Source organism: Streptomyces sp. CB01201 (assembly GCF_002803085.1).
GTDB classification, from domain to species: domain Bacteria; phylum Actinomycetota; class Actinomycetes; order Streptomycetales; family Streptomycetaceae; genus Streptomyces; species Streptomyces hundungensis.
Genome location: NZ_NNBJ01000002.1, coordinates 401,592 through 424,227, shown reverse-complemented (window position 1 = coordinate 424,227; position 22,636 = coordinate 401,592). Strand labels below are relative to the sequence as shown.

General features: G+C 72.4%; 20 protein-coding genes. 8 read left to right on the top strand and 12 right to left on the bottom strand.

Going from position 1 to position 22,636, the window contains the following annotated elements:
- Positions 1-55 precede the first annotated feature (55 nt).
- On the bottom strand, positions 56-1,366 hold the full coding sequence (locus CG740_RS06525; protein ID WP_100573983.1) for an MFS transporter: 1,311 nt from the start codon (positions 1,364-1,366) through the stop codon (positions 56-58).
- A gap of 48 nt (positions 1,367-1,414) precedes the next feature.
- Entirely contained in the window at positions 1,415-2,746 is a 1,332-nt protein-coding gene (locus tag CG740_RS06520) for an MFS transporter (RefSeq protein WP_100573982.1), read from the bottom strand.
- A 72-nt stretch (positions 2,747-2,818) separates the two neighbouring features.
- Here CG740_RS06520 and CG740_RS06515 point away from each other — a divergent pair, with 72 nt between their 5' ends.
- Positions 2,819-3,823 (top strand): GlxA family transcriptional regulator, encoded by a 1,005-nt coding sequence (locus CG740_RS06515; RefSeq protein ID WP_100573981.1) that lies wholly within the window; start codon positions 2,819-2,821, stop codon positions 3,821-3,823.
- 170 nt (positions 3,824-3,993) lie between these two features.
- Entirely contained in the window at positions 3,994-5,769 is a 1,776-nt protein-coding gene (locus CG740_RS06510; protein WP_100573980.1) for a hypothetical protein, read from the top strand.
- 55 nt (positions 5,770-5,824) lie between these two features.
- On the opposite strand, the gene CG740_RS06505 is transcribed toward CG740_RS06510, so the two are convergent.
- From CG740_RS06505 to CG740_RS06495, 3 genes are all read right to left on the bottom strand, one after another.
- On the bottom strand, positions 5,825-6,883 hold the full coding sequence (locus CG740_RS06505) for a Zn-dependent alcohol dehydrogenase (protein WP_100573979.1): 1,059 nt from the start codon (positions 6,881-6,883) through the stop codon (positions 5,825-5,827).
- Positions 6,880-8,028: an acyl-CoA dehydrogenase family protein gene (locus CG740_RS06500; protein ID WP_100573978.1), complete on the bottom strand. Its 1,149-nt coding sequence runs from the start codon at positions 8,026-8,028 to the stop codon at positions 6,880-6,882. Before CG740_RS06500 ends, CG740_RS06505 begins: the two co-directional genes overlap by 4 nt.
- Positions 8,029-8,481: 453 nt before the next feature.
- On the bottom strand, positions 8,482-9,393 hold the full coding sequence (locus CG740_RS06495) for an SDR family NAD(P)-dependent oxidoreductase (protein WP_100573977.1): 912 nt from the start codon (positions 9,391-9,393) through the stop codon (positions 8,482-8,484).
- A gap of 87 nt (positions 9,394-9,480) precedes the next feature.
- Between CG740_RS06495 and CG740_RS06490 the strand changes: the two genes are divergently transcribed.
- Positions 9,481-10,407 (top strand): cyclase family protein, encoded by a 927-nt coding sequence (locus tag CG740_RS06490; protein WP_100573976.1) that lies wholly within the window; start codon positions 9,481-9,483, stop codon positions 10,405-10,407.
- 362 nt (positions 10,408-10,769) lie between these two features.
- On the opposite strand, the gene CG740_RS06485 is transcribed toward CG740_RS06490, so the two are convergent.
- The 3 genes from CG740_RS06485 to CG740_RS06475 form a co-directional block, all read right to left on the bottom strand.
- Positions 10,770-11,291, bottom strand: coding sequence for an ATP-binding protein (locus CG740_RS06485; RefSeq protein WP_100573975.1), 522 nt, complete (start codon positions 11,289-11,291; stop codon positions 10,770-10,772).
- A 434-nt stretch (positions 11,292-11,725) separates the two neighbouring features.
- Positions 11,726-12,586, bottom strand: a complete 861-nt coding sequence (locus CG740_RS06480; RefSeq protein WP_100573974.1) for an acyl-CoA dehydrogenase family protein — start codon at positions 12,584-12,586, stop codon at positions 11,726-11,728.
- Positions 12,586-13,740 carry an acyl-CoA dehydrogenase family protein gene (locus tag CG740_RS06475; RefSeq protein WP_100573973.1) on the bottom strand — a complete coding sequence of 385 codons (1,155 nt, stop codon included), beginning with the start codon at positions 13,738-13,740 and terminating at the stop codon, positions 12,586-12,588. Before CG740_RS06475 ends, CG740_RS06480 begins: the two co-directional genes overlap by 1 nt.
- A 237-nt stretch (positions 13,741-13,977) precedes the next feature.
- Here CG740_RS06475 and CG740_RS06470 point away from each other — a divergent pair, with 237 nt between their 5' ends.
- The gene (locus tag CG740_RS06470) at positions 13,978-15,513 is read left to right on the top strand and encodes a class I adenylate-forming enzyme family protein (RefSeq protein ID WP_100573972.1); all 1,536 of its coding nucleotides are present in this window, start codon (positions 13,978-13,980) and stop codon (positions 15,511-15,513) included.
- 38 nt (positions 15,514-15,551) lie between these two features.
- Positions 15,552-16,496 (top strand): phosphatidylinositol-specific phospholipase C, encoded by a 945-nt coding sequence (locus CG740_RS06465; protein WP_100573971.1) that lies wholly within the window; start codon positions 15,552-15,554, stop codon positions 16,494-16,496.
- Between the two features lie 19 nt (positions 16,497-16,515).
- Here CG740_RS06465 and CG740_RS06460 read toward each other — a convergent pair whose 3' ends face one another.
- Both CG740_RS06460 and CG740_RS06455 read right to left on the bottom strand, forming a co-directional pair.
- Positions 16,516-17,037, bottom strand: coding sequence for an EF-hand domain-containing protein (locus CG740_RS06460; protein WP_100573970.1), 522 nt, complete (start codon positions 17,035-17,037; stop codon positions 16,516-16,518).
- Positions 17,038-17,115: 78 nt separating this feature from the next.
- The gene (locus CG740_RS06455; RefSeq protein WP_100573969.1) at positions 17,116-17,490 is read right to left on the bottom strand and encodes an STAS domain-containing protein; all 375 of its coding nucleotides are present in this window, start codon (positions 17,488-17,490) and stop codon (positions 17,116-17,118) included.
- Positions 17,491-17,701: 211 nt separating this feature from the next.
- Between CG740_RS06455 and CG740_RS06450 the strand changes: the two genes are divergently transcribed.
- Positions 17,702-18,283 carry a sigma-70 family RNA polymerase sigma factor gene (locus CG740_RS06450; RefSeq protein WP_100573968.1) on the top strand — a complete coding sequence of 194 codons (582 nt, stop codon included), beginning with the start codon at positions 17,702-17,704 and terminating at the stop codon, positions 18,281-18,283.
- Between the two features lie 8 nt (positions 18,284-18,291).
- Positions 18,292-19,713, top strand: coding sequence for a zf-HC2 domain-containing protein (locus CG740_RS06445; protein ID WP_100574272.1), 1,422 nt, complete (start codon positions 18,292-18,294; stop codon positions 19,711-19,713).
- Positions 19,714-19,731: 18 nt separating this feature from the next.
- Here the strand turns inward: CG740_RS06445 and purU are convergent, their stop codons facing one another.
- Positions 19,732-20,583: a formyltetrahydrofolate deformylase gene (gene purU / locus CG740_RS06440; RefSeq protein ID WP_100573967.1), complete on the bottom strand. Its 852-nt coding sequence runs from the start codon at positions 20,581-20,583 to the stop codon at positions 19,732-19,734.
- Positions 20,584-20,640: 57 nt separating this feature from the next.
- Positions 20,641-21,087, bottom strand: coding sequence for an SCO4402 family protein (locus tag CG740_RS06435; RefSeq protein WP_100573966.1), 447 nt, complete (start codon positions 21,085-21,087; stop codon positions 20,641-20,643).
- Between the two features lie 173 nt (positions 21,088-21,260).
- Between CG740_RS06435 and CG740_RS06430 the strand changes: the two genes are divergently transcribed.
- Positions 21,261-22,622, top strand: a complete 1,362-nt coding sequence (locus tag CG740_RS06430) for an ABC transporter substrate-binding protein (protein WP_100573965.1) — start codon at positions 21,261-21,263, stop codon at positions 22,620-22,622.
- Positions 22,623-22,636: the final 14 nt, after the last annotated feature.

Genomic DNA, 22,636 nt, shown 5'->3' with positions numbered 1-22,636 from the left:
CCCAGGGCCCGTACGGGCCCCGTACCGGCCCTCACCCGCACAGGAGAAGAGGGCATCAGGCGAGCAGCGGTTCCCCCGCGGGCTCCCGGCGCCGGATGACCAGGGCCATCAGCGCCGCCGCCGCGCACATCGCGCCCGAGGCGTACCAGACGACGTCGTAGCTGCCGAAGACATCGCGGGCCACCCCGCCGAGGAAGGCGATGACGGCCGCGCCGACCTGGTGCGAGGCGAGCACCCAGCCGAAGACGATCGCGCTGTCCTCGCCGTAGTGCTGGCGGCACAGGGCGATGGTCGGCGGCACGGTGGCCACCCAGTCGAGCCCGTAGAAGACGATGAAGAAGATCATCGGTGGATGGACGGCGGGCGCGAGCAGCATCGGCAGGAAGAGCAGCGAGATGCCGCGCAGCGCGTAGTACGTGGCCAGCAGCCGGCGCGACTCGAAGCGGTCGGTGAGCCAGCCGGAGAAGACCGTGCCGACGACGTCGAAGACGCCGACCACCGCGAGCAGCCCGGCCGCCGCCGTGACCGGCATGCCGTGGTCGTGCGCGGCCGGCACGAAGTGCGTCTGGACCAGGCCGTTGGTGGAGGCGCCGCAGATCGCGAAGGTGCCCGCGAGCAGCCAGAACGGCCCGGTGCGGGCGGCCTTGGCGAGGACGGTGAGGGTGCGGCGGGCCGCGCCGGCGACCGGGGGCGGCTTGGGGACGTGCGTGGTCGAACCGTACGGCGTGAGGCCCACGTCCGCCGGGTGGTCGCGCAGCAGCAGCCACACGAACGGGACGACGGCGAGCGCGGCGAGGGCCACGGTGATGGCGGCGGGACGCCAGCCGTGCCCCTCGACCATCCAGGAGAGCAGCGGCAGGAAGATCAGCTGGCCGGAGGCGGACGCCGCGGTCAGGACGCCGGTGACCAGGCCGCGGCGCTCGGTGAACCAGCGGTTGGTGACGGTCGCGGCGAACGCGAGAGCCATCGAGCCACTGCCCATGCCCACCAACAGGCCCCAGTAGAGCATGAGTTGCCAGGCCGAATGCATGAAGACGGTGAGCCCGGAGCCCACCGCGATCACGGTCAGGGCGACCGCGACGACCTTGCGGATGCCGAAGCGGTCCATCAGGGCGGCGGCGAAGGGCGCGGTGAGGCCGTAGAGCGCGAGGTTCACCGAGACCGCGGCTCCGATCGTGCCGCGCGACCAGTGGAACTCGTTGTGCAACGGGTCGATCAGGAGCCCGGGCAGCGAGCGGAAGGCCGCCGCGCCGATGATCGTGACGAAGGCGACGGCCGCCACGTACCAGGCTCGGTGGATCCGGGGCGCGGCCTCGCGCCGCCGCGACGCGGGCCCGGCCTCGGGCCTGTTGGTTGTCTGGGTCACGTCATCAAGACTGGCCGGGCGCCATCTCCCGTACGAGTGGCCGGGAGGTCACCCTTCGCAGGGATCGGGCCACGGCCCGGGCCGGATCCGGCGCAGCCGGCTGATCGCGGGGACCGCGAGCAGGACGGCCACCGCGCCGACATTGAGCCCGGCCCCCACGAGCAGCACCTTCTCCGGGCCGATCGCCTCGGCGACCGGCCCGGCGAGCGCCCGTCCGGCGGCGAGCATCAGCAGGGATCCGGCCACGTCGTAGGCGTGCAGGCGGTTCAGGGCCTCCGGCGGAATGTGGGTCTGGACGGTGGTGGACCACATGACGAGCCAGAAGGCGAAGGCCGCGCCGGTCGCGAACTGGCCGATCCCCAGGGCGAACACGGGCAGTCCGAGGCCGAGGGAGAGCAGCGCGACCGAGACGCCGAGCAGGGCGAGCGCGCCCGTCGCGAGCGGCCGGGCGGGGCGCAGCCGCAGGGCGAGCAGTCCGCCCGCGACACTGCCCGCGCCGTTCACCGCCATGAGCGCGCCGTAGGTTCCGGCGCCGTGCTCCTCGGTCACCAGGACGGCGGTGAGCGGGGTGGCGGGGCCGAGCACGGTGAGGCCGTACACCGTCCAGATGGAGATCACGCCCCACAGCCAGCTGCGTGCCCTGAACTCCCGCCAGCCACCGGCAAGTTCGGTGAAGAGTCCACCCCTTCGCACCTCGCTCACGGCGCTGCCGCGCGGCTTGAGCAGGAAGAGGCACACACCGCTGACGCCGAAGGTCGAGGCGTTCACGGCGAAGACCGCGCCCGCGCCCCAGAACCCGGCGACGACCCCGGCGAAGGCGGGGCCCGCCATGCCCATGAGCGCCTCGGCGACGCCGAGCACGGCGTTGGCGCGCTGCACGTCGGCGCAGATGCGCGGCACGGTCGAGGCGACCCCGGGCTGGAAGAGCGCCGCGCCGACACCGGACACCGCGCTCAGGGCGTACACCTCCCACAGCGGCGGCCCGCCGTGGAACACCAGGAACGACACGGCGAGCACGCTCGCGCCGACCAGCCGCAGGCCGTCCGCGATCACCATCATGCGCCGGGGTGTGAAGCGGTCGGCAAGCACGCCCCCGAACAGGACGAACGCGGCGAACGGCCCCATCCAGGCACCCAGCGCGTAGCCCACCGAGGAGGCGGACCGGCCGGCCCCGAGCAGCCCGGCGGCGAGCGCGACCGGAACCATGCCGTCGCCGAACAGGGCGACCGTGCGGGCGGCGAAGAAGAGCCGGAAGTCGTGGTTCCAGAGGGATCCCCCGGCGGGGGCCTTCTGCGGCGGAACCTGCGTGCCGAGAACGGCCGGAGGGAGGATCTCGTGGGCGGCTTCGGGAATGCCCTGACCGATCGGGGACTTGTCCATCACAAGACGGAAGGTCTATCAGCTCCACGGCCAGTGGTCTATACCACCAGCCCTTCGTCGGGGAGGGACGAGATGAACCGGGACCGCGGACGTGACGGCACCCGGCCCCACCGGGTCGTCGTGCTCGCGCTCGACGGGCTGCTCCCGTTCGAACTCGGCATCCCCCAGCGCATCTTCGGCCGCGCCGCCGACCCCGTGCGCGGGCCGCTCTACGAGGTGGTGACGTGCTCGGTACGCCCGCCCGGCCCGGTGCGCACCGACGCGGACTTCGCGATCCTGGTCGAGAACGGCCCCGAGGCGCTGGCCACCGCCGACACGGTCGTCGTCCCGGCCTCGTACGAGCTCGGGCCGGTCTTCGAGGAGGGCGTACTCACTCCCGAACTCGCCACCGCGCTCGCCCTCGTACGCCCCGGGACGCGCATGGTGTCCATCTGTACCGGCGGCTACGTCCTGGCGGCGGCCGGCTATCTGGACGGCCGCCCGGCCGCCACGCACTGGGCCTCCGCCGAGCACTTCCAGCGGCTCTTCCCCGCCGTCGCGGTGGACCCGGAGGTCCTGTTCATCGACGACGGGGACGTACTGACCTCGGCCGGGGTGGCCGCCGGCATCGACCTGTGCCTGCACATCGTGCGCCGCGACCACGGAACGGCCGTCGCCAACGACGTGGCCCGCCGCACCGTCGTGCCGCCGCACCGCCCCGGCGGCCAGGCCCAGTTCATCCAACGTCCGGTCCCGGAACCGCAGTTGGCGACCACCACGGCCGCGCGCGCCTGGGCCCTCGGCCGGCTGCACGAGCCGATCCAGCTGCGCGACCTGGCCGAGCGGGAGGCAATGTCGGTCCGCACCTTCACCCGCCGCTTCCGCGAGGAGGTCGGCCTGAGCCCCGGCCAGTGGCTGACCCAGCAACGCGTCGAGCACGCGCGCCAGTTGCTCGAATCCAGCGATCTCTCGGTGGACGCGATAGCCCGCGCGGCCGGCTTCGGCACGGCGACCTCCCTGCGCCAGCACCTCCAGTCCGCCCTCGGCGTCCCACCGACCGCCTACCGGCGCGCGTTCCGGGCGGGGGCGTCGCGCTGAAGCCAGGCACGGCAACGGCAACGGCAACGGGCGGTCCTTGCGCGACGCGACACCACCCCCGGGCATTCGCACAAAAGTTCGGCATTGGTTCGGCGACTCTGGAAGGATCTTCGACAGAGAGTTTCCGGACCGGTCCCGCACAGGGCCGAACAGCAGCAGGGAACGACACCTTGAGACCTTTACGCCCCGCACGCCACTCCGCCGGACGGCCCGCCGTCGCGCTGTCCGCCGTCGCCCTCTCGCTCGGCGCGGGCCTGCTCGCCGCGCCTCCGGCGGCCGCGGCCTCCACCGCCCGTCCCGTCGTAACGGCGCCGCGCACCGGGCCCACCCCGGGCTCCGCCCTGACCGGGACGTACAAAGACTGCTTCACCACGGCGACAAGCCCCGGCTGGATCGGCGCGAACACCGGCGTCACGCTGACGGTGGCCACCGACTCGCCCGCCCACCGGCGCCTTGCCACGGCGTTCCGGCTCCGGGACGAGGACAGCCACAAGACCGAGTGGCACCAAACTGGTTGGAGCGGCGCCCACGGTGACGCGACGGTGCGGGTCGGACCGCTGACCGACGGCCACCAGTACCGGTGGAGTGCCGTCACCACGGACACCGCTCTGGCGAGCGGGACCTCCACCCCCTGTTCCTTCCGCGTCGACCGCACGCCCCCCACCTCCCAGATCACCTCGACGGACTTCCCCGCCGCGGGCAGCGTGGGCGTGACGCCGAAGAAGCACGCCGGCGAGGAGGGAGTGTTCAGCCTGCTCGGATCCGACCCGGCCCCGGCGGGAGGCCGCGCATCGGGCGTGGCGTGCGCACGGTGGACGACGAACGTGACGGAGGCGGAGGACACCGGCTGGCGCTGCGCGGACGGCGCCACCGACAACCGGATCGTCCGGCTGACGGACGGCAGGGCCGACATCAAGGTCACCCCGGCGAGCCAGGGCACCAACACCCTCTATCTGCGGACCCAGGACGACGCGGGCAACCTGTCGCAGCTGAGCGTCTACCAGTACTACGCCCCGGCCAAGCCTGCCGCTCCCACGCCGGTCTTCGGTGACATCGACGGGGACGCCAAGCCCGATGTCCTGCTGCCGGACGGCGCGGGCAACCTCGGCCAAGCCGGTCCGGGCGCGGACCCGGCCGCGCCGCGGAGCGCGGGGGCCGCGTCGGCACCGGGCGGCAACGGCTGGGCCGAAGTGCAGTACACCCATCGGGGCAGCCTCGGCTACTCCAACGTCGACGACCTGATCGCCCACGCGACCGGCGACCGGGCGCTCTACGTCCTGCGCAACGACGGCGGCGTCTTCGACGGGCAGTCCCCCAGCGTCGTGAACAAGCCGTCCGCGTGCGCCCGGCCCGACGGCACCGAACTCGCTTGCGGCGATGTCGGGTTGGGCGCCGACTGGTCCGGCGTCACCCAGGTCGTCGCCTTCGGCTCACCGACCGGCGACAGCGGACAGACCATGGGCACCGGCATCTACGCCCTGCCGAGGACTTCGCTGGTGTTCGTCGAGAACGGGCGGCTCTGGCTGGCTCTCGCCGGGACCACGAACCAGGTCGACAATCCCGCCATCCTGCTGTCCGACAGCACACAGTGGGGCGACTACGACCTGATAGCCCCGGGCCGCGCGAAGGGCACCGACTTCCCCACCCTGTGGGCACGGTCCCGGCACGACGGCACCCTGCACGCGTTCGGCATCGGGGGCAGCGCGGAGGCCCCGGACTTCAGCGCCTTCGCCGACCCCTCCCAGGGGCTGCTCTCCGGCACCGTCGACCCTGCGGTGTACGCACACGTGGGCTCCGACGGGGACCTCACCGGTGACGGCATCCCCGATCTGTGGGCGGTCGACGCACAGCGGCGGCTCGTCGTGTGGAAGGGCACCGGCACGGCGCCCGACCCGGCGTCGGGTGTCCTGCACCCGACGGTCACCGGGGTGGTCCCCTCCTCCTGACGCCATCCGGCCGGCCACCTCGCATCGCGGGTGGCCGGCTGTGGACCGTCACTCCCTACGGGGACTGGAAGGTCAGCACCCCCCGGGCCACCCGCCCGTGGTGCAGATCGTCGACCGCCTTGTCGAAGTCCTCGACCGGGTAGGTCCGGGTGACCAGTTCGTCGAGGAGCAGGGCACCCTTGCGGTACAGCTCGGCGTAGCGCGGGATGTCGCGCTGGGGGCGTGAACTCCCGTACCGGCAGCCCAGGATGGACTTGTCCAGGAACAGCGCCGCGGGCAGGAACGACGCCTCCACGGTCGGGGCGGTCATGCCGAGCAGGATCGCTTGGCCGTGCCGGTCCAGGAGGTCGATGGCCGCGCGGACCAGGGCGGGGTGGCCCACGCACTCGAAGGCGTGGTCGGCGCCGGACGGCAGGATCTCGCGGACGCCCTCGGCCGAGGGCAGGAAGTGCGTCGCGCCGAACCGGCGGGCCAGCGGTTCCTTCGCCGGGTTGTTGTCCACGGCGACGATCACCGAGGCACCCGCGATGCGCGCCCCCTGGATGACGTTGAGGCCGATGCCGCCGGTGCCGATGACCACGACCGTGTCGCCGATGTCCACCCTCGCCCGGTTGAGCACCGCGCCCACGCCGGTCAGCACCCCGCACCCGATCAGCGCCGCCGAGGTCAGCGGTACGTCCTGGGGGATCTTCACCGCCTGCACGGCCTTGACCAGGGTGCGTTCCGCGAACGCCGAGTTCGAGGCGAACTGGTACAGCGGGGCGCCGTCCCGCGAGAACGGGCGGCCCGGCATCCCGATCGCCTTGCGGCACATCGTGGGCCGGCCCCGGTCGCACTCCGCGCACGCCCCGCAGTTGGCCAGCGTGGACAGTGCGACGTGGTCACCCGGCACCACATGGCCGACGCCCGCCCCCACCGCCTCCACCACGCCCGCGCCCTCGTGACCGAGGACCACCGGCACCGGGAACGGGATCGTCCCGTCGATGACGGACAGGTCGGAGTGGCACAGGCCCGCCGCCGCGACGGCCACGAGCACCTCCCCCGGGCCGGGGTCACGTATCTCCAGATCGTCCACGACCTGGCTCATCTCTCCGTCGAACAGGACACCTCTCACGGAACGCGGACCTCCCTCGGCAGGCCGAGCACGCGCTCGGCGATGATGGTGCGCTGGATCTCGTCCGAGCCGCCGTAGATCGTGTCGGCCCTGGTGAACAGGAACAGGTGCTGGAGCGGGTCGAGTTCGTACGGTGCCGAACCGCCGTCCCAGTCGTACGGTCCGACGGTGGCGGCGGCGCCGCGCACGGCCATCGCCAGCTCGCCGAGCCGGCGGTGCCAGCCGCCCCACAGCAGCTTGGCCACGCTGGGCGCGCCCGCGTCCCCCGAACTCCCCAGCGTGCGCAGGGCGTTCCAGCGCATGACCTTCAGCTCGGCCCACTGGGCGACGAGGCGGGCGCGGAGGGCGGGGTCGAGAGCGCCGCCCCCGGACACGGCGATGGCGAGGACCTGCTCCAACTCGGCTGCGAATCCCACCTGTTGGGCGAGCGTGGACACCCCGCGCTCCAGAGCGAGCAGACTCATCGCCACCTGCCAGCCGTTGCCCTCGCCGCCGACGACGTGCTCGGCGCGGGCCTCGGCGCCGTCGAAGAACACCTCGTTGAACTCGCTGGTCCCCGTCATCTGCCGGATCGGGCGGACCTCGATCCTGCCGGGCTGGTCCATCGGAACGAGCAGGAACGAGAGCCCGTGGTGGCGCCTGGACCCCTCCTCGGTACGGGCGAGCACGAAGCACCAGTGGGCCTCGTGGGCCAGTGAGGTCCAGATCTTCTGGCCCGTGACGCGGTACGTGTCGCCGTCGCGGCGGGCCACCGTACGGATGCCGGCCAGGTCGGAGCCCGCGCCGGGTTCGCTGTAGCCCTGGCACCACAACTCCTCACCACGGGCTATCGGGGGGAGGAAGCGCTGCTTCTGGGCGGGGGTGCCGTGGGCGATGAGGGTGGGCGCGAGGAGGTTCTCACCGATGTGGCCGGTGCGGGGCGGGGCCTTCGCACGGGCGTACTCCTCGGCCCAGACGACCTGCTGGGTGAGGTCGGCGGTGCGGTTCCCGTACGCCGCCTCCCCCCATCCGATGCCGATCCATCCGTCCCGCCCCAACTCCCGCTCCCAGTCGCCTGGTTGCCCGCGCCTCGGTACGTGCTGGGCGAGCCAGGCGCGGGCGTCCTCGCGGAACGCGTCGTCCTCTGGACCGAACCGGAACTCCACGGTGTCCCTCCGGGGGGGGGTGGGGAGATGCTGGGGGCGGTGCCGGGTGCGGTGCGGGTGCGGTGCGGGTGCGGTGCCGGGTGTCCGCCTTCAACCGCGGGCCGGTGGGGGCCGTTCGCGCAGTTCCCCGCGCCCCTGTAGGTGGACCGGAGCCCGTTGGTCGCGCCCACCGCGGCGGAGCCGCGCAAATGTCACAGCCCCGCGCCCCTGTAGGTGGACCGGAGCCCGTTGGTCGCGCCCACCGCGGCGGAGCCGCGCAAATGTCACAGCCCCGCGCCCCTGTAGGTGGACCCGAGCCCGTTGATCGCGCCCACCGCGGCGGAGCCGCGCAAATGTCACAGCCCCGCGCCCCTGACAGCACCGGGTGCGGGAGGCATCCTCAGCCTGTCCGGCAATTGAGGACGAGCGCCGTTCAGGCGCGAACGGGGGTCCGGGGGCGGAGCCCCCAGGGTCCTAGGCGTTCGGGCGGGCGGCGTCGGCGGCTGCCGCCGCCATCGCCTCCAGCTGGGCCAGGAGCGGCATGGGGTCCACCCCAACCGTCCCGGGCAGGAAGTCCGCGATCCGCTCCGGCGTCCACGCCCCCTCCGCATACCCCGCGCGAAGCTCCCGCGGCTGCGCCCACACCGCGATCTTCGGCCCGGCGATCGTGTACACCTGGCCGGTGATGCCCTCCTCCCGGGCCCGCGCGGACAGCAGGTAGACCACCAGCGCCGCGACGTCCTCCGGCGAGCCGATCTCCTTCAGCTCCATGGGCACGTTCGCCGACATCCGCGTACGGGCGACCGGCGCGACCGCGTTCGCCGTGACCCCGTACTTGTGCAGGCCGAGCGCCGCGCTGCGCACCAGCGAGATGATCCCGCCCTTCGCCGCGCTGTAGTTGGCCTGCGCCACGCTCCCCTGGTGGTTGCCGCTGGTGAAGCCGATCAGCGTGCCGGAGCCCTGCTTGCGCATCACCGCCGAGGCCGCCCGGAACACGGTGAACGTGCCCTTCAGATGCGTGGCGACCACCGGGTCCCACTCCTCCTCGGACATGTTGAACAGCATCCGTTCGCGCAGGATCCCCGCGACGCACACCACCCCGTCGATCCGCCCGTACTGGGCGAGGGCCGTGTCGACGATGCGCTGGCCGCCCGCCATCGTCGAGATGTCGTCGGCGACGGCCACCGCCTCGCCGCCGGCCGCGACGATCTCCTTGACCACCGCGTCGGCGATCTCGCTGCTCGGCTCGCCGCCCTCGATCGAGACGCCGTAGTCGTTGACGACGACCTTCGCTCCCTCGGCGGCCGCCGCGAGCGCGACGGCCCGGCCGATGCCTCGGCCCGCCCCCGTCACGGCGATGACCCTGCCTGCCAAGAAGTTCCCCACGTCCGGCCCCTTCCCGCGGTTTCTGACGGACCGTTAGATTCTATGACCCGTCGGATGCTTCACCACAAGCCCCCGGGAGGGACGGGTATGTCACTGCCGCCCGAGTTCCATGAAATCGCCAAACGCGTGAACAACTGGGGGCGTTGGGGGGCCGGCGACGAACGCGGCACGCTCAACCACATCAGCGACGAGGTGGTGCGGGAAGCGGCCGGTGCGATCCGGTCGGGGCTGCGCGTCCCGCTCGCGCTGCCGCTCCAGCAGGACGGCGTGCAGACCGGGGTCATACCCGGGCGGGTCAATCCGCTGCACACCATGGTCCAGATCAACCAGGAGATCTTCGGCCCCGGCACCATCGCGTGCAGCGACGACGCGGTGACCTTCGGCCTCCAGGCCGCCACCCACTGGGACGCCCTGACCCACGTCTCGCACTCCGGGAAGATCTACAACGGCCGCCCGGCCGCCACCATCACCGCGCACGGCGGCGCCGAGTTCAGCGGCATCGACAAGCCCGGCCACATCGTCTCGCGCGGGGTCCTGCTGGATGTGGCCCGCGCCAAGGGCCTCGACCGCCTCGCGGGCGGCCACGCGGTCACCCCGGAGGACCTGGCGGAGGCCGAGGAGTTCGCGGGAGTCACCGTGCGCGCCGGTGACATCGTCGTCGTCCGCACCGGCCAGATGCAGGTGTACCTGGCCGGGGACAAGCACGGCTACGGCTATCCGTCGCCGGGCCTGTCCGTGCGGACGCCCGAGTGGTTCCACGCGCGGGACGTCGCGGCGGTCGCCAACGACACCCTGACCTTCGAGATCTTCCCGCCCGAGATCGAGGACCTGTGGCTGCCCGTGCACGCCCTGGACCTGGTGGAGATGGGCATGCTCCAGGGCCAGAACTGGAATCTGGAGGCCCTGTCCGCGGCCTGCGCCGAGGCGTCCCGGTACGCGTTCCTGCTGAGCGCCATGCCGGAGCCGTTCGTCGGCGGCACCGGCACCCCCGTCGCCCCGGTGGCCGTCCTCTGACCGGACCCGGAACGCGACCCCGACGCAGTACGCAACCCGGACCCGGAACGCGACCCCGACGCGGAACGCAAGCCGGACGCGGAACGCAACCCGGCCCCGGGGCCCACCCGGCCCGGAACCCAGGGGTGGCGGCCACGCAGACGCGCCCCGAGCGCGGCACCGTCGCCGCCACCCCGGCACCGGCGTACCGGCGCTGCTCCTCGGGTGCCCTGAGAGGAGCAGCGCCCTGCTGCTGCTGACGCCGTGCCACGATCCGCACTCGCCGAGGCGTGCAGTTCCTCGGCGTCCCCTCGCGACGAATCGCTCATCCCAGGGTGATCAGGCGGCCACCACGCGTCAACACCGCGTTAATCCTTCGCGCCTTATGCCGTATTTGTGACAGCGCGTGGGGGCTCATACGCCCCGTTCCCGTACGCCCCGCCCGTGCGCCCCTGACGCTCCTTGAGCCCCGAGTGATCCGAACGCTCCGGTGCGCAGGGCGCCGCGGGCGCGTCGCGGTCCACCTCGCACCAGATGGACTTGCCGGCGCCCTCGGCCCGCCAGCCCCAGCGATCCGCGAGGCCGTCGACGAGTTCGAGGCCGCGCCCGTTGGTGTCGTCCCCCTGCGCGTGCCGGGGTTTGGGGGGACAACAGCTGCGGTCGGCCACCTCGACCCGTACGGTGCCGCCCTCGGCCGGGCCGAGCAGCATCCGCAGCACCGCCGGACAGCCCGTGTGCACCACGGCGTTGGTGACCAGCTCCGAGATCAACAGGATCAATGTCTCGGCGAGTGGCTCATCGAGCCCTATGCCGCAGCCGACCAGCCGCGAGCGTGCCCACTTCCGGGCCCGGCCCACCTCGGCGGGATCCGGCCCGACCTCCAACTGAACCTGAAGCACCTGCACCGTTCACACCATCCGAACCGGCGGACACATCGCCTCGCGCCTCACAGGGACCCTCATCGGGGTCACGGAACGTGATTCCCGTGCGAGACAGCATGGTTGACGTACAGTCACCGCAACAAGCGCTTCGGGCATATTCCAGCGCGAAGGAGTATGCGTGGTGCATACTGTGCGGCTCACCTTGCGAGAAACCGAACGGGAGCGCGTACGACGCCTCCGTGCGGCGCGAGCGGCATACGGCCCAGGACCCGGAGCCACCGCACTGGCAACACCGGGAGAGCCGCTCCACACCACCACTCGCATCCCACGGAGAGTACCCGAGAGCGCCCCCCGCTCCGGCTCGTGGCGAGTACGCCGGGCCGCCGATATCGACGCATAGTGACCGGCTCGCGGCCCAACTCCCCCGTGCCACCCGGGGAGCCGCGCCGGGGGAACGCCTACAGCGCCGCCGCCAGGAGTTCGCACGCCCGCTCCGCCGACTGCCACTGCTCGGCCCGCACCCAGGCCCGCTTGAGGTGCAGATGCACATCGGCCTCCCAGGTGAACCCCATCCCGCCGTGCACCTGGAGGCAGTCCCGCGCGCCGCGCACGGCCGCCTCGTCGGCGAGCAGTTTGGCCCCGGCGATCTCGCGCGCGTCCCCCGTCACGGCCGCCGCGTACACCGCGACCCGCGCCACTTCGGTCCGTACCAGCATGTCGGCGCAGAGGTGCTTGACCGCCTGGAAGGAGCCCACCGGTTGTCCGAACTGCGTGCGCTCCCGGGCGTGTTGGACCGCCATCTGCGTGGTGCGGGCCGCACTGCCGAGCTGTTCCGCCGCCGTCAGGAGGACGGCTTCGGGGGGTTCGGCCGTACGGGTTCCAGGGATGCGGTGGAGGGGCGTCAGCGGGTCCACCGAGCGCAGCGGCGTCGCGCCGGCAGCGTCTCCCTGTACGTGGTCGGCCTCCGCCAGCCAGCTGACGAGGCCGCCGTCGACCCGGGTCACGACCGTCTCGCCGCTCGCCGCGCCCTTCACCGCGCCGGCCGCCAGATGGGTGGCCACCAGCGGCCCCGGCAGCAGCGCCCGGCCCGCCTCCTCGAAGAGCAGCACCGCCTCGGGCAGTCCGAGCCCGACGCCGCCCTCGTCCTCGGGCAGCCGCAGCGCGAAGAACCCGGCCTCCCCCAGGGCCCGCCACAGCGCCCGGTCGAGGCCGGGCCGCTCGACCGCCGCCCGCAGCGCCTCACGGTCGAACCGCGCCGCCAGCAGCTCGCGCATGCCCGCCTGCAACGCCCTCTGTTCGGAGGTGAGTTGGAAGTCCATCAGCGCCCCTTGGGCAGGCCGAGGATGCGCTCGGCGACGATGTTCCGCTGGATCTGCGAGGTGCCGGCGGCGATGGTGTACGAGAGCGACGAGAGCCGGTCCAGGGTCAGGTCCCGGTCGAGGTCGAGCGCGTCGGGGCCGAGGACCCGGGCGGCGGTGTCGAACAGCTCCTGACGTGCGTGCGAATAGCGCAGCTTGAAGACGGATCCGCCGACGCCGGGCACCCCGCCGCCGCGCTGCGCCTCACTCACGTTCCACTGGGTGAGCCGCCACAGCGCGGTGAACTCCGCGTTCAGCAGGCCGAGTTGGCGACGCACCGCGCTGTCGTCCCAGCTCCCGTTCGCCTTGGCGGTCTTCGCGAGTGCGGCGAGAGTGCGACGGCAGGCCACCACTTCTCCCACGAAAGCGGTACCCCGTTCGAAGGACAGCGTCACCATGGTGACCCGCCAGCCGTCGTTCTCCGCGCCGACCCGGTTGGCGACCGGCACCCGCACCTCGTCCAGGAACACCTCCGCGAACTCGGCGGACCCGGCCAGGGTGCGCAGCGGCCGGACGGTGATGCCGGGCGCGTCCATCGGCAGGGCCAGCCAGGTGATGCCCCGGTGCTTGGGCGCGTCGGGGTCGGTGCGTACCAACAGCTCGCACCAGTCGGCGACTTCGGCGTGCGAGGTCCAGATCTTCGAGCCGGTCACGACGTAGTCGTCGCCGTCCCGGACCGCCCGGGTGCGCAGGGCCGCGAGGTCGGAGCCGGCGTCCGGTTCGCTGAAGCCCTGGCACCAGATCTCGTCGCCGCGCAGCACCGGGGGCAGCCAGCGGGCCCGCTGTCCGGGGGTGCCTTCGGCGGCGATGGTCGGGCCCGCGTGCAGCAGCCCGACGAAGTTGGCGCCCACGTAGGGCGCGCCCGCCTTCTCGGTCTCCTCCAGGTAGATGAGGTGCTGGGTGGGCGTGGCGCCCCGGCCGCCGGCCGCCTCGGGCCAGTGCAGGCCCGCGTACCCGGCGTCGTACAGCATCCGCTGCCAGGCGGTGTCGTAGGCGCGTCGCCCCGGCCAGTCCAACGGGTCCGGTTTGGGAGGCAGTTGTGGAAGAGCGCGGCTCAGCCAGGCGCGCAGCCCGGCCCGGAAGGCCTCCTCCTCCTCGGTGTACGTCAGGTCCATCGGCGCTCCCCGGGATGCGCGGCCCCCCTCGGCGGGCCCGGCCGGGGCCGAGCCCTCGGGCGGCGCCGCCCGGCGATCCGCGGCTGTTCGGCCATGGCCCCTCCCCTGTATCTGATGCTCCGTCAGATCGCAGGCTAGCCCCCGCGCCTCTGGACCAGCAAGGAGCGGGGGCCTACGCTCTCCGCCATATCTGACTGCCCGTCAGTTACGGAGCGGCAGGACCCCGGGGGGCTCGGCATGACCGATACCGCACACGCACTGGACTCCTCGGGCACGCTCTGGGAGCTGATCGAGCGCCGCGCCGGCCTCACCCCGGACCGCCCGGTCCTGCTCCAGGGCGACCGCTCCCTCGCCTTCGGCGCCCTGCGCGAGCGCTGCGAGCGGGTGGCGGCAGGCCTGTACGGGATGGGGGTGCGGCCCGGGACCGTGGTCGCCTGGCAGCTGCCGACCCGCATCGAGACGGCCGTCCTGTCCTTCGCCCTGGCCCGGCTCGGCGCCGTCCAGTCGCCGGTGATCCCGTTCTACCGGGACCGCGAGGTGGGCTTCGCGCTGCGCGAGTCGAAGGCGGAGTTCTTCGCCGTGCCGGGCGTGTGGCGGGGCTTCGACCACACCGCCATGGCCCGGCGCCTCGGCGCGCGCGGCATCTTCGAGGCGTACGGCGAACTGCCCTACGGTGAACCGGACGTGCTGCCGCCACCGCCGTCCGACGGCACTTCCGTGCGCTGGATCTACTGGACGTCGGGCACCACCTCCGACCCCAAGGGCGTGCTGCACACCGACCGTTCACTGATCGCCGGCGGCTCGTGCCTGGCGCACGCCCTGCGCCTCTCGGACGCCGACGTCGGCTCGATGGCCTTCCCGTTCGCCCACATAGCCGGACCCGACTACACGGTGATGCTGCTGCTCTACGGCTTCCCCGCCGTGATGTTCGAGCACTTCGCGCTGCCGGACGCGCTGGCGGAGTACCGGCGCCACGGCGTGACGGTGGCCGGCGGCTCGACCGCGTTCTACTCGATGTTCCTGGCCGAGCAGCGCAAGCGGCCCGGCGAGAAGGTCATCCCCACCCTGCGGCTGCTCGCGGGCGGCGGAGCGCCCAAGCCGCCCGAGGTCTACCACGCGGTCGTGCGGGAGATGGGCGTCCAGCTCACCCACGGGTACGGCATGACCGAGGTCCCGATGATCACGATGGGCGCCCCCGACGACACCGCCGAACACCTGGCCACCACCGAGGGCTGCCCCCCGCCCGGCATGGAGATCCGCATCACCGACGAGTCGGGCGCGCCGCTGCCGTACGGGGTGGACGGCGAGGTGCGGCTGCGCGGCGAGGCGGTGTGCCAGGGGTATCTCGACCCGGCCCAGTCGAAGGGCGTCTTCGACGCGGACGGGTTCCTGATCACCGGCGACGTGGGACACGTGCGGGAGACCGGGCACCTCGTTCTCACCGGGCGGATCAAGGACATCATCATCCGCAAGGGCGAGAACATCTCCGCCAAGGAGATCGAGGACCTGCTCCACACCCATCCGGCGGTGGGCGACGCGGCCGTGGTCGGCCTGCCCGACCCCGAGCGCGGCGAACTGGTCTGCGCGGTCGTCGAACAGCCGCCGGGAGCAGCCGGGTTGACCTTGCCGGAGCTGACCTCGTACCTGCGCTCCCAGGGGCTCTCGGTGCACAAGCTGCCCGAGCGGCTTGAGGTGGTGGAGGCGCTGCCGAGGAACGAGGCGCTGCGGAAGGTCCTGAAATACAAGTTGCGCGAGCGGTTCGGCGGGGCATGACCTCTGCGCCCCGCCACTCCCCCACGAGGACGTGACCGATGGAACTCTCCCGCCGCCGCCTCATACTCGGCGCCGCCGCCCTGTCCACCACGGCGCTGCTCCCGGCGACCGCCCACGCGGCCGTGCTGCCGCGGGCGGGCGCGGACCCCGCGAACTGGATGGCCGCACTGCCCGACAGCCGCTCCCTGCTGCGCATGACGATCCCCGGAACGCACGACTCCTGCTGTACGAACCCGAACAACGGCACCGAGTGGTCGCACACCCAGAACTGGGGACTGACCCAGCAGTTGCAGCAGGGCATCCGCTTCTTCGACATCCGCGCCAACGGGCTCGAAGGCCATCTGAACGACGCGTTCGGGATCTACCACGCCGCCTTCTACCAGGGCATGACGTTCGGCGACGTGCTCACCCAGAGCGCGGCCTTCCTCGACGGCCATCCCGGCGAAGTCCTGCTGATGCGGCTGAAGAAGGAGAACGGCACGAGCAACGACGTCGGCGCGAACTTCAAGAACGTGCTCAACGTGTACCTCGACCAGAAGGGCTGGCGCTCGCGCTTCCTGCTGACCGACCGGGTGCCCACCCTCGGCGAGGCGCGCGGCAAAATCGTGCTCCTCGCCCAGTTCGACAACGACTGGCCGGTGCTCCAATGGCCCGGCGGCGACAACGACTTCCTGTCCAACCAGTACATCCGGCTCCAGGACGTCTACCAGGGCCTCTCCTGGCCGTCCAAGAAGACGGCCAAGGTGACCCAGCAGTTCGACAACGCCTTCTACGACCAGGACTCGGCCCAGCTCTACATCAATTTCACCAGCTACGCGGGCGGCGGCTGGCCGAAGGTGAACGCGGACGCGATCATGCCGGGCGTCCAGAGCTATCTGAACGCACGCCTGGGCGAGCGGACGCATCTGGGCGTGGTGCCCATGGACTTCCCGGACTTCCACGCGGACACCCTGCGCACCTTGATCGACTGGAACTGGCACTGAGCGCCGGGCGCCGGGCGGCCTAGGGCATCGTCGTGAAGTAGGCGGCGAAGGCGGCGACCGCGTCCGGTTCCGTGATGCGGCCGTCGCCGTCCCGGTCCAGGGCCACGGCCGCCTCGGCGGCGGCCCGGGGCGAGACGCCGAGGGCCCGCAGCGCGCGCTCGCAGTCGGGCACGGCCACCGTGCCGACGCCGGCCGTGTCGGCCACCGCGAACGCGGCGTGCAGGAACGGGCGGGCGATCTCGGTGAACCCGGTGGTGCGGTCCCGCAGCCGTTTGAGGGCACCGCCCACGAACTCCTGCCGGGTCACCCGCTGGTCCCCGTCCACATCCGCGATGCCGGCGAGGCCCTGCCACATCGCCTCCGCGCCGCCGTACAGCGCCTGCCCCCGGTCGCAGCGGGCGGTGGTGCCGAACTCGGCGAGCAACGCCTTGGCCGCCGTCGAGAAGTCCTCGCGGTCGATCCAGCCGTTGCCGTCCTGGTCGAAGGAGGCGAACCTCGCGGCCACCCGGCGTTCGTATTCCGCACTCTCGGGACTGTCCATACTGTCCATGTCGGGAGCGTACGACTCGTGGCGCCCGGACGAGGGGGTTACCACCAGGCGTGCCACGCGGAGCGCGGGCTATGCCGAGATCGGTTCGGCCAGGTCGTCGGCGGCCGAACCCACATCCCCGTACACCTCGAAGAGGCGGCGCACGCCGAGCGCGGCGAGCACCTTGTTCACATGGCTGCCGTCCAGGGCCCCGCGCGCGGGCAGTATGAGCCGCAGCCGGCCCTGGCAGGAGCGCATCAGGCGGCGGGACGCGATCAGCACGCCCACCCCGATGGAGTCGCAGAACAGCACCCCGGACAGGTCGAGGACCAGATCGCGGCGGCCGTCGGCGACCACGGCGTGCACCTGGCGGCGCAGGCCCGGCGAGGTCACCAGGTCCAGCTCGCCACTGACCCGCAGCACCGTCCACGTGCCCTGTACGGACTCGTCCACTCTCAGCGTCACGCCACCGGTCCCTCTCTGTGCTGCCGTGCCCCCATCCTGCGCGGCTGCCCATGCCCACCCTCGCGAAACACCGCCTTTATCACCTGGCGGCGCAGTGAGGGCGTACTTGGTGCAAACCTCCGTGCATTGTCAGCCCGTCGCATTACATTCGTAGGTACGCAGAGACGGGCGCACAGGGGCACACACGGGGAACGACAGGGTTGGGGAGCCTATGCCGAAGGACGCACCACCTCGGTGGGACCGCCGGATGCAGCAGCGACTCGCGCGCGGCGAGGCCGCCGCCCTCGGCGAGCTGTACGACCGGTTCGCCTCCCTGGTGCACAGCCTCGCGCACCGCGTGCTCAGCGACGAGGGCGCGGCGGACGCGATCACCCGCGAGGTCTTCGGCTACGTCTGGGAGAACCCGGACGCCTACGACCCCAAGCAGGGCTCGATGCGCTCCTGGGTCGCCAAGCTGACCCAGCGCCAGGCCGTGCAGCGGCTGCGCCAGGACGAGACGTCCTCGTACGAGGAGAGCGGCCTGGGCTCCACCGAGGAGCTGGAGCAGAAGGTGCGCCGGGCCTCGGCGGCCGCCCGCGCCGACTACATCGTGACGTCGATGCCCGCCCCGCTGCGCGCTGCCCTGGAGCTGGCCTACTTCCAGCGCCGGGACTACCGGCAGGCCGCCGCCGACCTCAGCATCACCGAGGACGAGGCGCGCCGGCGTCTGCGGCTCGGCCTGCAACTGCTCTCCTCGGCCAACATCCGGCCGCCGGAGGGAGCCGCACCGCCCGGATACGGGCGGGCCTGGTGACCGGGCCCATGGAGCAGGGCGAGCCGGCGCCCGACGACGAGAACACCCCGCGCATACCCTCGCCGCGCGCCGCGGGCGACGACCTGGCGGGCGACGACCTGGCGGGCGGCCGGTCCGGCTCCGGCAGGTTCGTGCCCGCGCCGCGCGAGGGCGGCCGTGGCGCCCCGGCGAGCCCCGACCGCCGGGCCGGCCCGAACCCCGAGCCGGAGACCCCGCCCCCGCCGGACCCCGAACCGTCATCGACATCGACATCGCCGTCGTCGGCAGAGCCGGAAGCCTCGGTGCCCGAACCCGTTCCACCAGACCTCGCGCCCGGCGCGGAGCCGCCCTCGCACACCGTGCTGAAGTCGCTGCTCGGCGCCTGGGCGCTCGCCGCGTGCTCCACCGAGGAGACCGACGCCGTCGAGGCGCACCTCACCGAGTGCGCGCCCTGTGCCGACGAGGCGCTGCGGCTGCGGGACGCGGTGGGCCTGCTGCACACCGAGCGCAGCCTCGACCTGGACCCGATGCTGCGCACCCGCGTCCTGGAGAACTGCCTCGGCCGCCGCCCGGCCCGCATCCCGGTGCCCGGGTGGGCGGCGCCGTACGACGCGGAGGCCGCCCGGCTCGACGCCCTGCTCAATGACTTCGGGGACGCCGAGTGGCACGCGCCGGTGCGCCTCAAGTGGTTCGAGGAGGAGCGGCGGGCCAGTCGCCGCACCACGGTCGCCGGGGTGATCGGGCATCTGATGGCCGTCGACGCACTGGTGGCGACCGCGCTCGGCCTGGACGAGCCGGTGCCGCTCGACCCCGAGGAGGCGGCGGGCGGCCCCACCGCACGCACCGAGGCCCTGTGGCGGGCCGGGCGCTATCCGCTGACGCGCACGGTCCGCGAGCCGTGGCGCGAGCAGTCCCACACCCTGATCCGCACGGTGTCGTTCGCGGGCCGCGGCGCGGCCGAACTGGCCGTTTCCTACGGGGAGTTCGCGCTGTCGTTGCAGGACGCGATGCTCGACCGCGCCTTCGAGTGCTGGATCCACGCGGGCGACATCGCCGAGGCGGTGGACTACCCGTACGACCCGCCGTCCGGGACACACCTGCACGGCATGATCGACTTGGCCGCCCGCATCCTGCCCGCCACTCTGGCCGGCCGCCGCCGGGCGGGGCTCGCCTCGCCGCCGCGCGGTCTGGTCACGGCGGGCTCACCGGGCCGCTCGCTGCGGCTGGAGATCGAGGGCGTGGGCGGCGGGAACTGGCTGATCGCGCTCGACTCACCGGCCGCCCTCGCCTCGGCCGACCACGAGGTGGCCCATGTGGCCCTGGACGGCGTGGAGTTCTGCAAGCTGGCCGCGGGCCATGTCTCACCCCAGGAGGCGGCCGTCGGCCAGCTCGGCGACCGCGAGGCCATCAGCGATGTGCTGTTCGCGGCCGCGTCCCTGAGCAGGCTGTGACGCCGAAGGGCGCGGGGACTAGGCGAACACGACCGTGCGGCGCCCGTTGAGCAGGATGCGGTGCTCCGCGTGCCACTTCACGGCGCGCGCCAGCGCCTGGCATTCGACGTCCCGGCCGATCGCGACGAGCTGGGCCGGAGTGACGTCGTGGCCGACGCGCTCCACCTCCTGCTCGATGATCGGCCCCTCGTCGAGGTCGGCCGTCACATAGTGGGCGGTCGCGCCGATCAGCTTCACGCCGCGCGCGTGCGCCTGGTGGTAGGGCTTGGCGCCCTTGAAGCTCGGCAGGAACGAGTGGTGGATGTTGATGATCCGCCCGCTGAGCTCCTTGCACAGGTCGTCCGAGAGCACCTGCATGTACCGGGCGAGCACCACCAGTTCGACGCGCTCCGCGCGCACCAGCTCCAGCAGGCGCGCCTCGGCCTCGGCCTTGGTGTCCTGGGTGACCGGGATGTGGTGGAAGGGCACGTCGTAGGAGGCGACCAGCTCGGCGAAGTCGGTGTGGTTGGAGACGACCGCCGCGATCTCCACCGGCAGCGCGCCGGACTTGGAGCGGAACAGGAGGTCGTTCAGGCAGTGGCCGAACTTCGACACCAGCAGGACGATCCGCATCCGCTCCTCGGGGCGGTGGATCTGCCAGTCCATCTGGAAGGAGTCGCCGACGGCCGCGAAGCTGGCGCGCAGCTTGTCGACGGTCACCGGGGCCTCGGCCGAGAAGTGCACCCGCATGAAGAAGAGGCCGGTGTCGCGGTCGCCGAACTGCTGACTGTCCTCGATGTTGCAGCCCGTGATGAACAGATAGCTCGACACGGCATGCACGATGCCCTGTTTGTCCGGGCAGGAGAGCGTGAGGACGTACTGGTCGGTCATCCAGGCAGGATGCCACAACCGGGCACCCCCGGCGGCCCCCGGCCCAGGATCCGGACCTCAGGCCGAGCGGGTCAGGATGCTCAGCACCTCCAGGGAGCGCGGCGGCGCGTCCGGGTCCTCGCCGTCACTCTGCGCGAGCCGCACATGTGCTTCGCGCGCCGCTCGCACCGCCTCGGGCCAGGCGTGGTGGGCGAGGTAGGCGGAGACGGGGGCGTCGGCGCCGACCTGGTGCATGATGCGCAGCACCCGCAGCACCGCGAGGTCGACCAGGGCCGCCTCGCCGGAGTCCCGGAAGATCGTGCCGACGTACTTCTCGGCCGACCAGTTGTCCAGCCAGGTGTCCTCGACCAGGCGGTACACGGCGTCGGTGACGTCCCCGTACCCCTCGCGCCCGGCCGCCCAGGTCTCCTCGTGGAAGACGGGGTCGGAGAGCATGTGCAGCGCGGACCGTACGTTCGTACGCCAGCGCCACCACGGCATGTCATTCAACGGCATGCCGCCCATGGTGGAGGAGCGACGGCCGCGACGGGAAGGGCTTGCTGAACCTTGCTGCACGTTTTCGATCGTACGTTCCCCACCGCGGCCGCCCGACCGGCCCCCGCAATTCACTTGGGCGTCACCCTCGGTTGAAGCGCGCTCACTTCGCCGTTACCCGTGAGGCGGAAGTGTGTGGGCACATGACCGGTTACGGAGGGCAGCGTCCCCGGGGCTCGACCCGGCTCCGCCGCTCGATCAGTTCGATCAGCACGACGGCCACCGTGTTCGCCGCGTGTTCGGCGGTCGGAGCGGGCCTGTTGACCGGCTGCGGTGTGCTCCCTGGGGTCGCGGGGGGCTCCAGGGAGCCCATCACCGTCATGACCTGGGCACCCGACGGCACCTCCGCGACCAACGTGCCCGGCATGCCCGCCATGGCCAAGGCGTTCGCCCGCTGGGTCAACGCGAGCGGCGGCATCGACGGCCATGAGCTGAACGTCCTGACCTGCAACGAGCACAACACCCCGGCCGGCGCCTCGGACTGCGCGCGGCGGGCGGTGAAGGAGAAGGCGGTCGCCGTCGTCGGCTCCTACAGCCAGTACGGCAGCGCCTTCCTGCCCCCGCTCGAAGTGGCCGGCATCCCCTACCTCGGCGGATACGGCATATCCGACCAGGAGTTCACCAGCGCCCTGTCCTACCCGGTCAACGGCGGCCAGGCCGCCCTGATCGCGGGCAGCGGCCGGCAGCTGGCCCAGGACTGCGAACAGGTCTCCCTGGTGCGGCCCGACACCATCGCGGGCGACGTGCTGCCGACCGTCCTGAACGCCGGACTGCTCGCCGCGCACCGCGGGCCCGTCGCCGACATCCGTACGACCGAGGACGCCGGCGACTACACGGCCGAGGCCCGGCGCGCGCTCGCGCAGGCCGGGGCCGATCCCGCGCTCGTCGGCCGGATCGGGCCCAGGGCCGCGGCGCAGAAGGCCGGCAAGGGCTGTGTGACGGCCGTGCTCGGCGACCGCACCGAGACGTTCTTCGACTCCTTCCGGCGGGTCGAGAGCGACGGGCAGAAGGTGCGGGTCGCCTCCGTGATCGGCTCGATCGGCCAGCCGCTGATCGACCGCACCGGCGGCAAGGACGGCCCCTTCGAGGGCGCCTACGTCACCGGCTGGTACCCGGAGGGCGACGATCCGCGCTGGGACCCGATGAAGAAGGTCATCCGCGAGCAGGCCTTCGGGGACAACGACATCGACGCGGCCGACCCGGCCGTCCAGACCGCATGGATCGCGTACACGGTCCTGAAGAAGCTCATCGAGTCGATCGGGCAGGACTCGGTCCGCGCGGTGGACGTGGTGCGCACCCTCAACAAGGGCGTGATCGTCGACACCGGCGGGCTGACGCCCGAGCTGCGCTGGCGCTTCGAGGACATGCTGGCGGCGCCGGACTTCCCGCGCATCGTGAACCGCCAGGTCACCTTCCAGGTGGTGCGCGAGGGCCGCCTGGTCTCCCTCAAGAAGGGCTTCACGGACGTCGGTTCGACCCTGGAGACGTCCGCGGCCAACGGCTGACCCGGCCGCCCCCG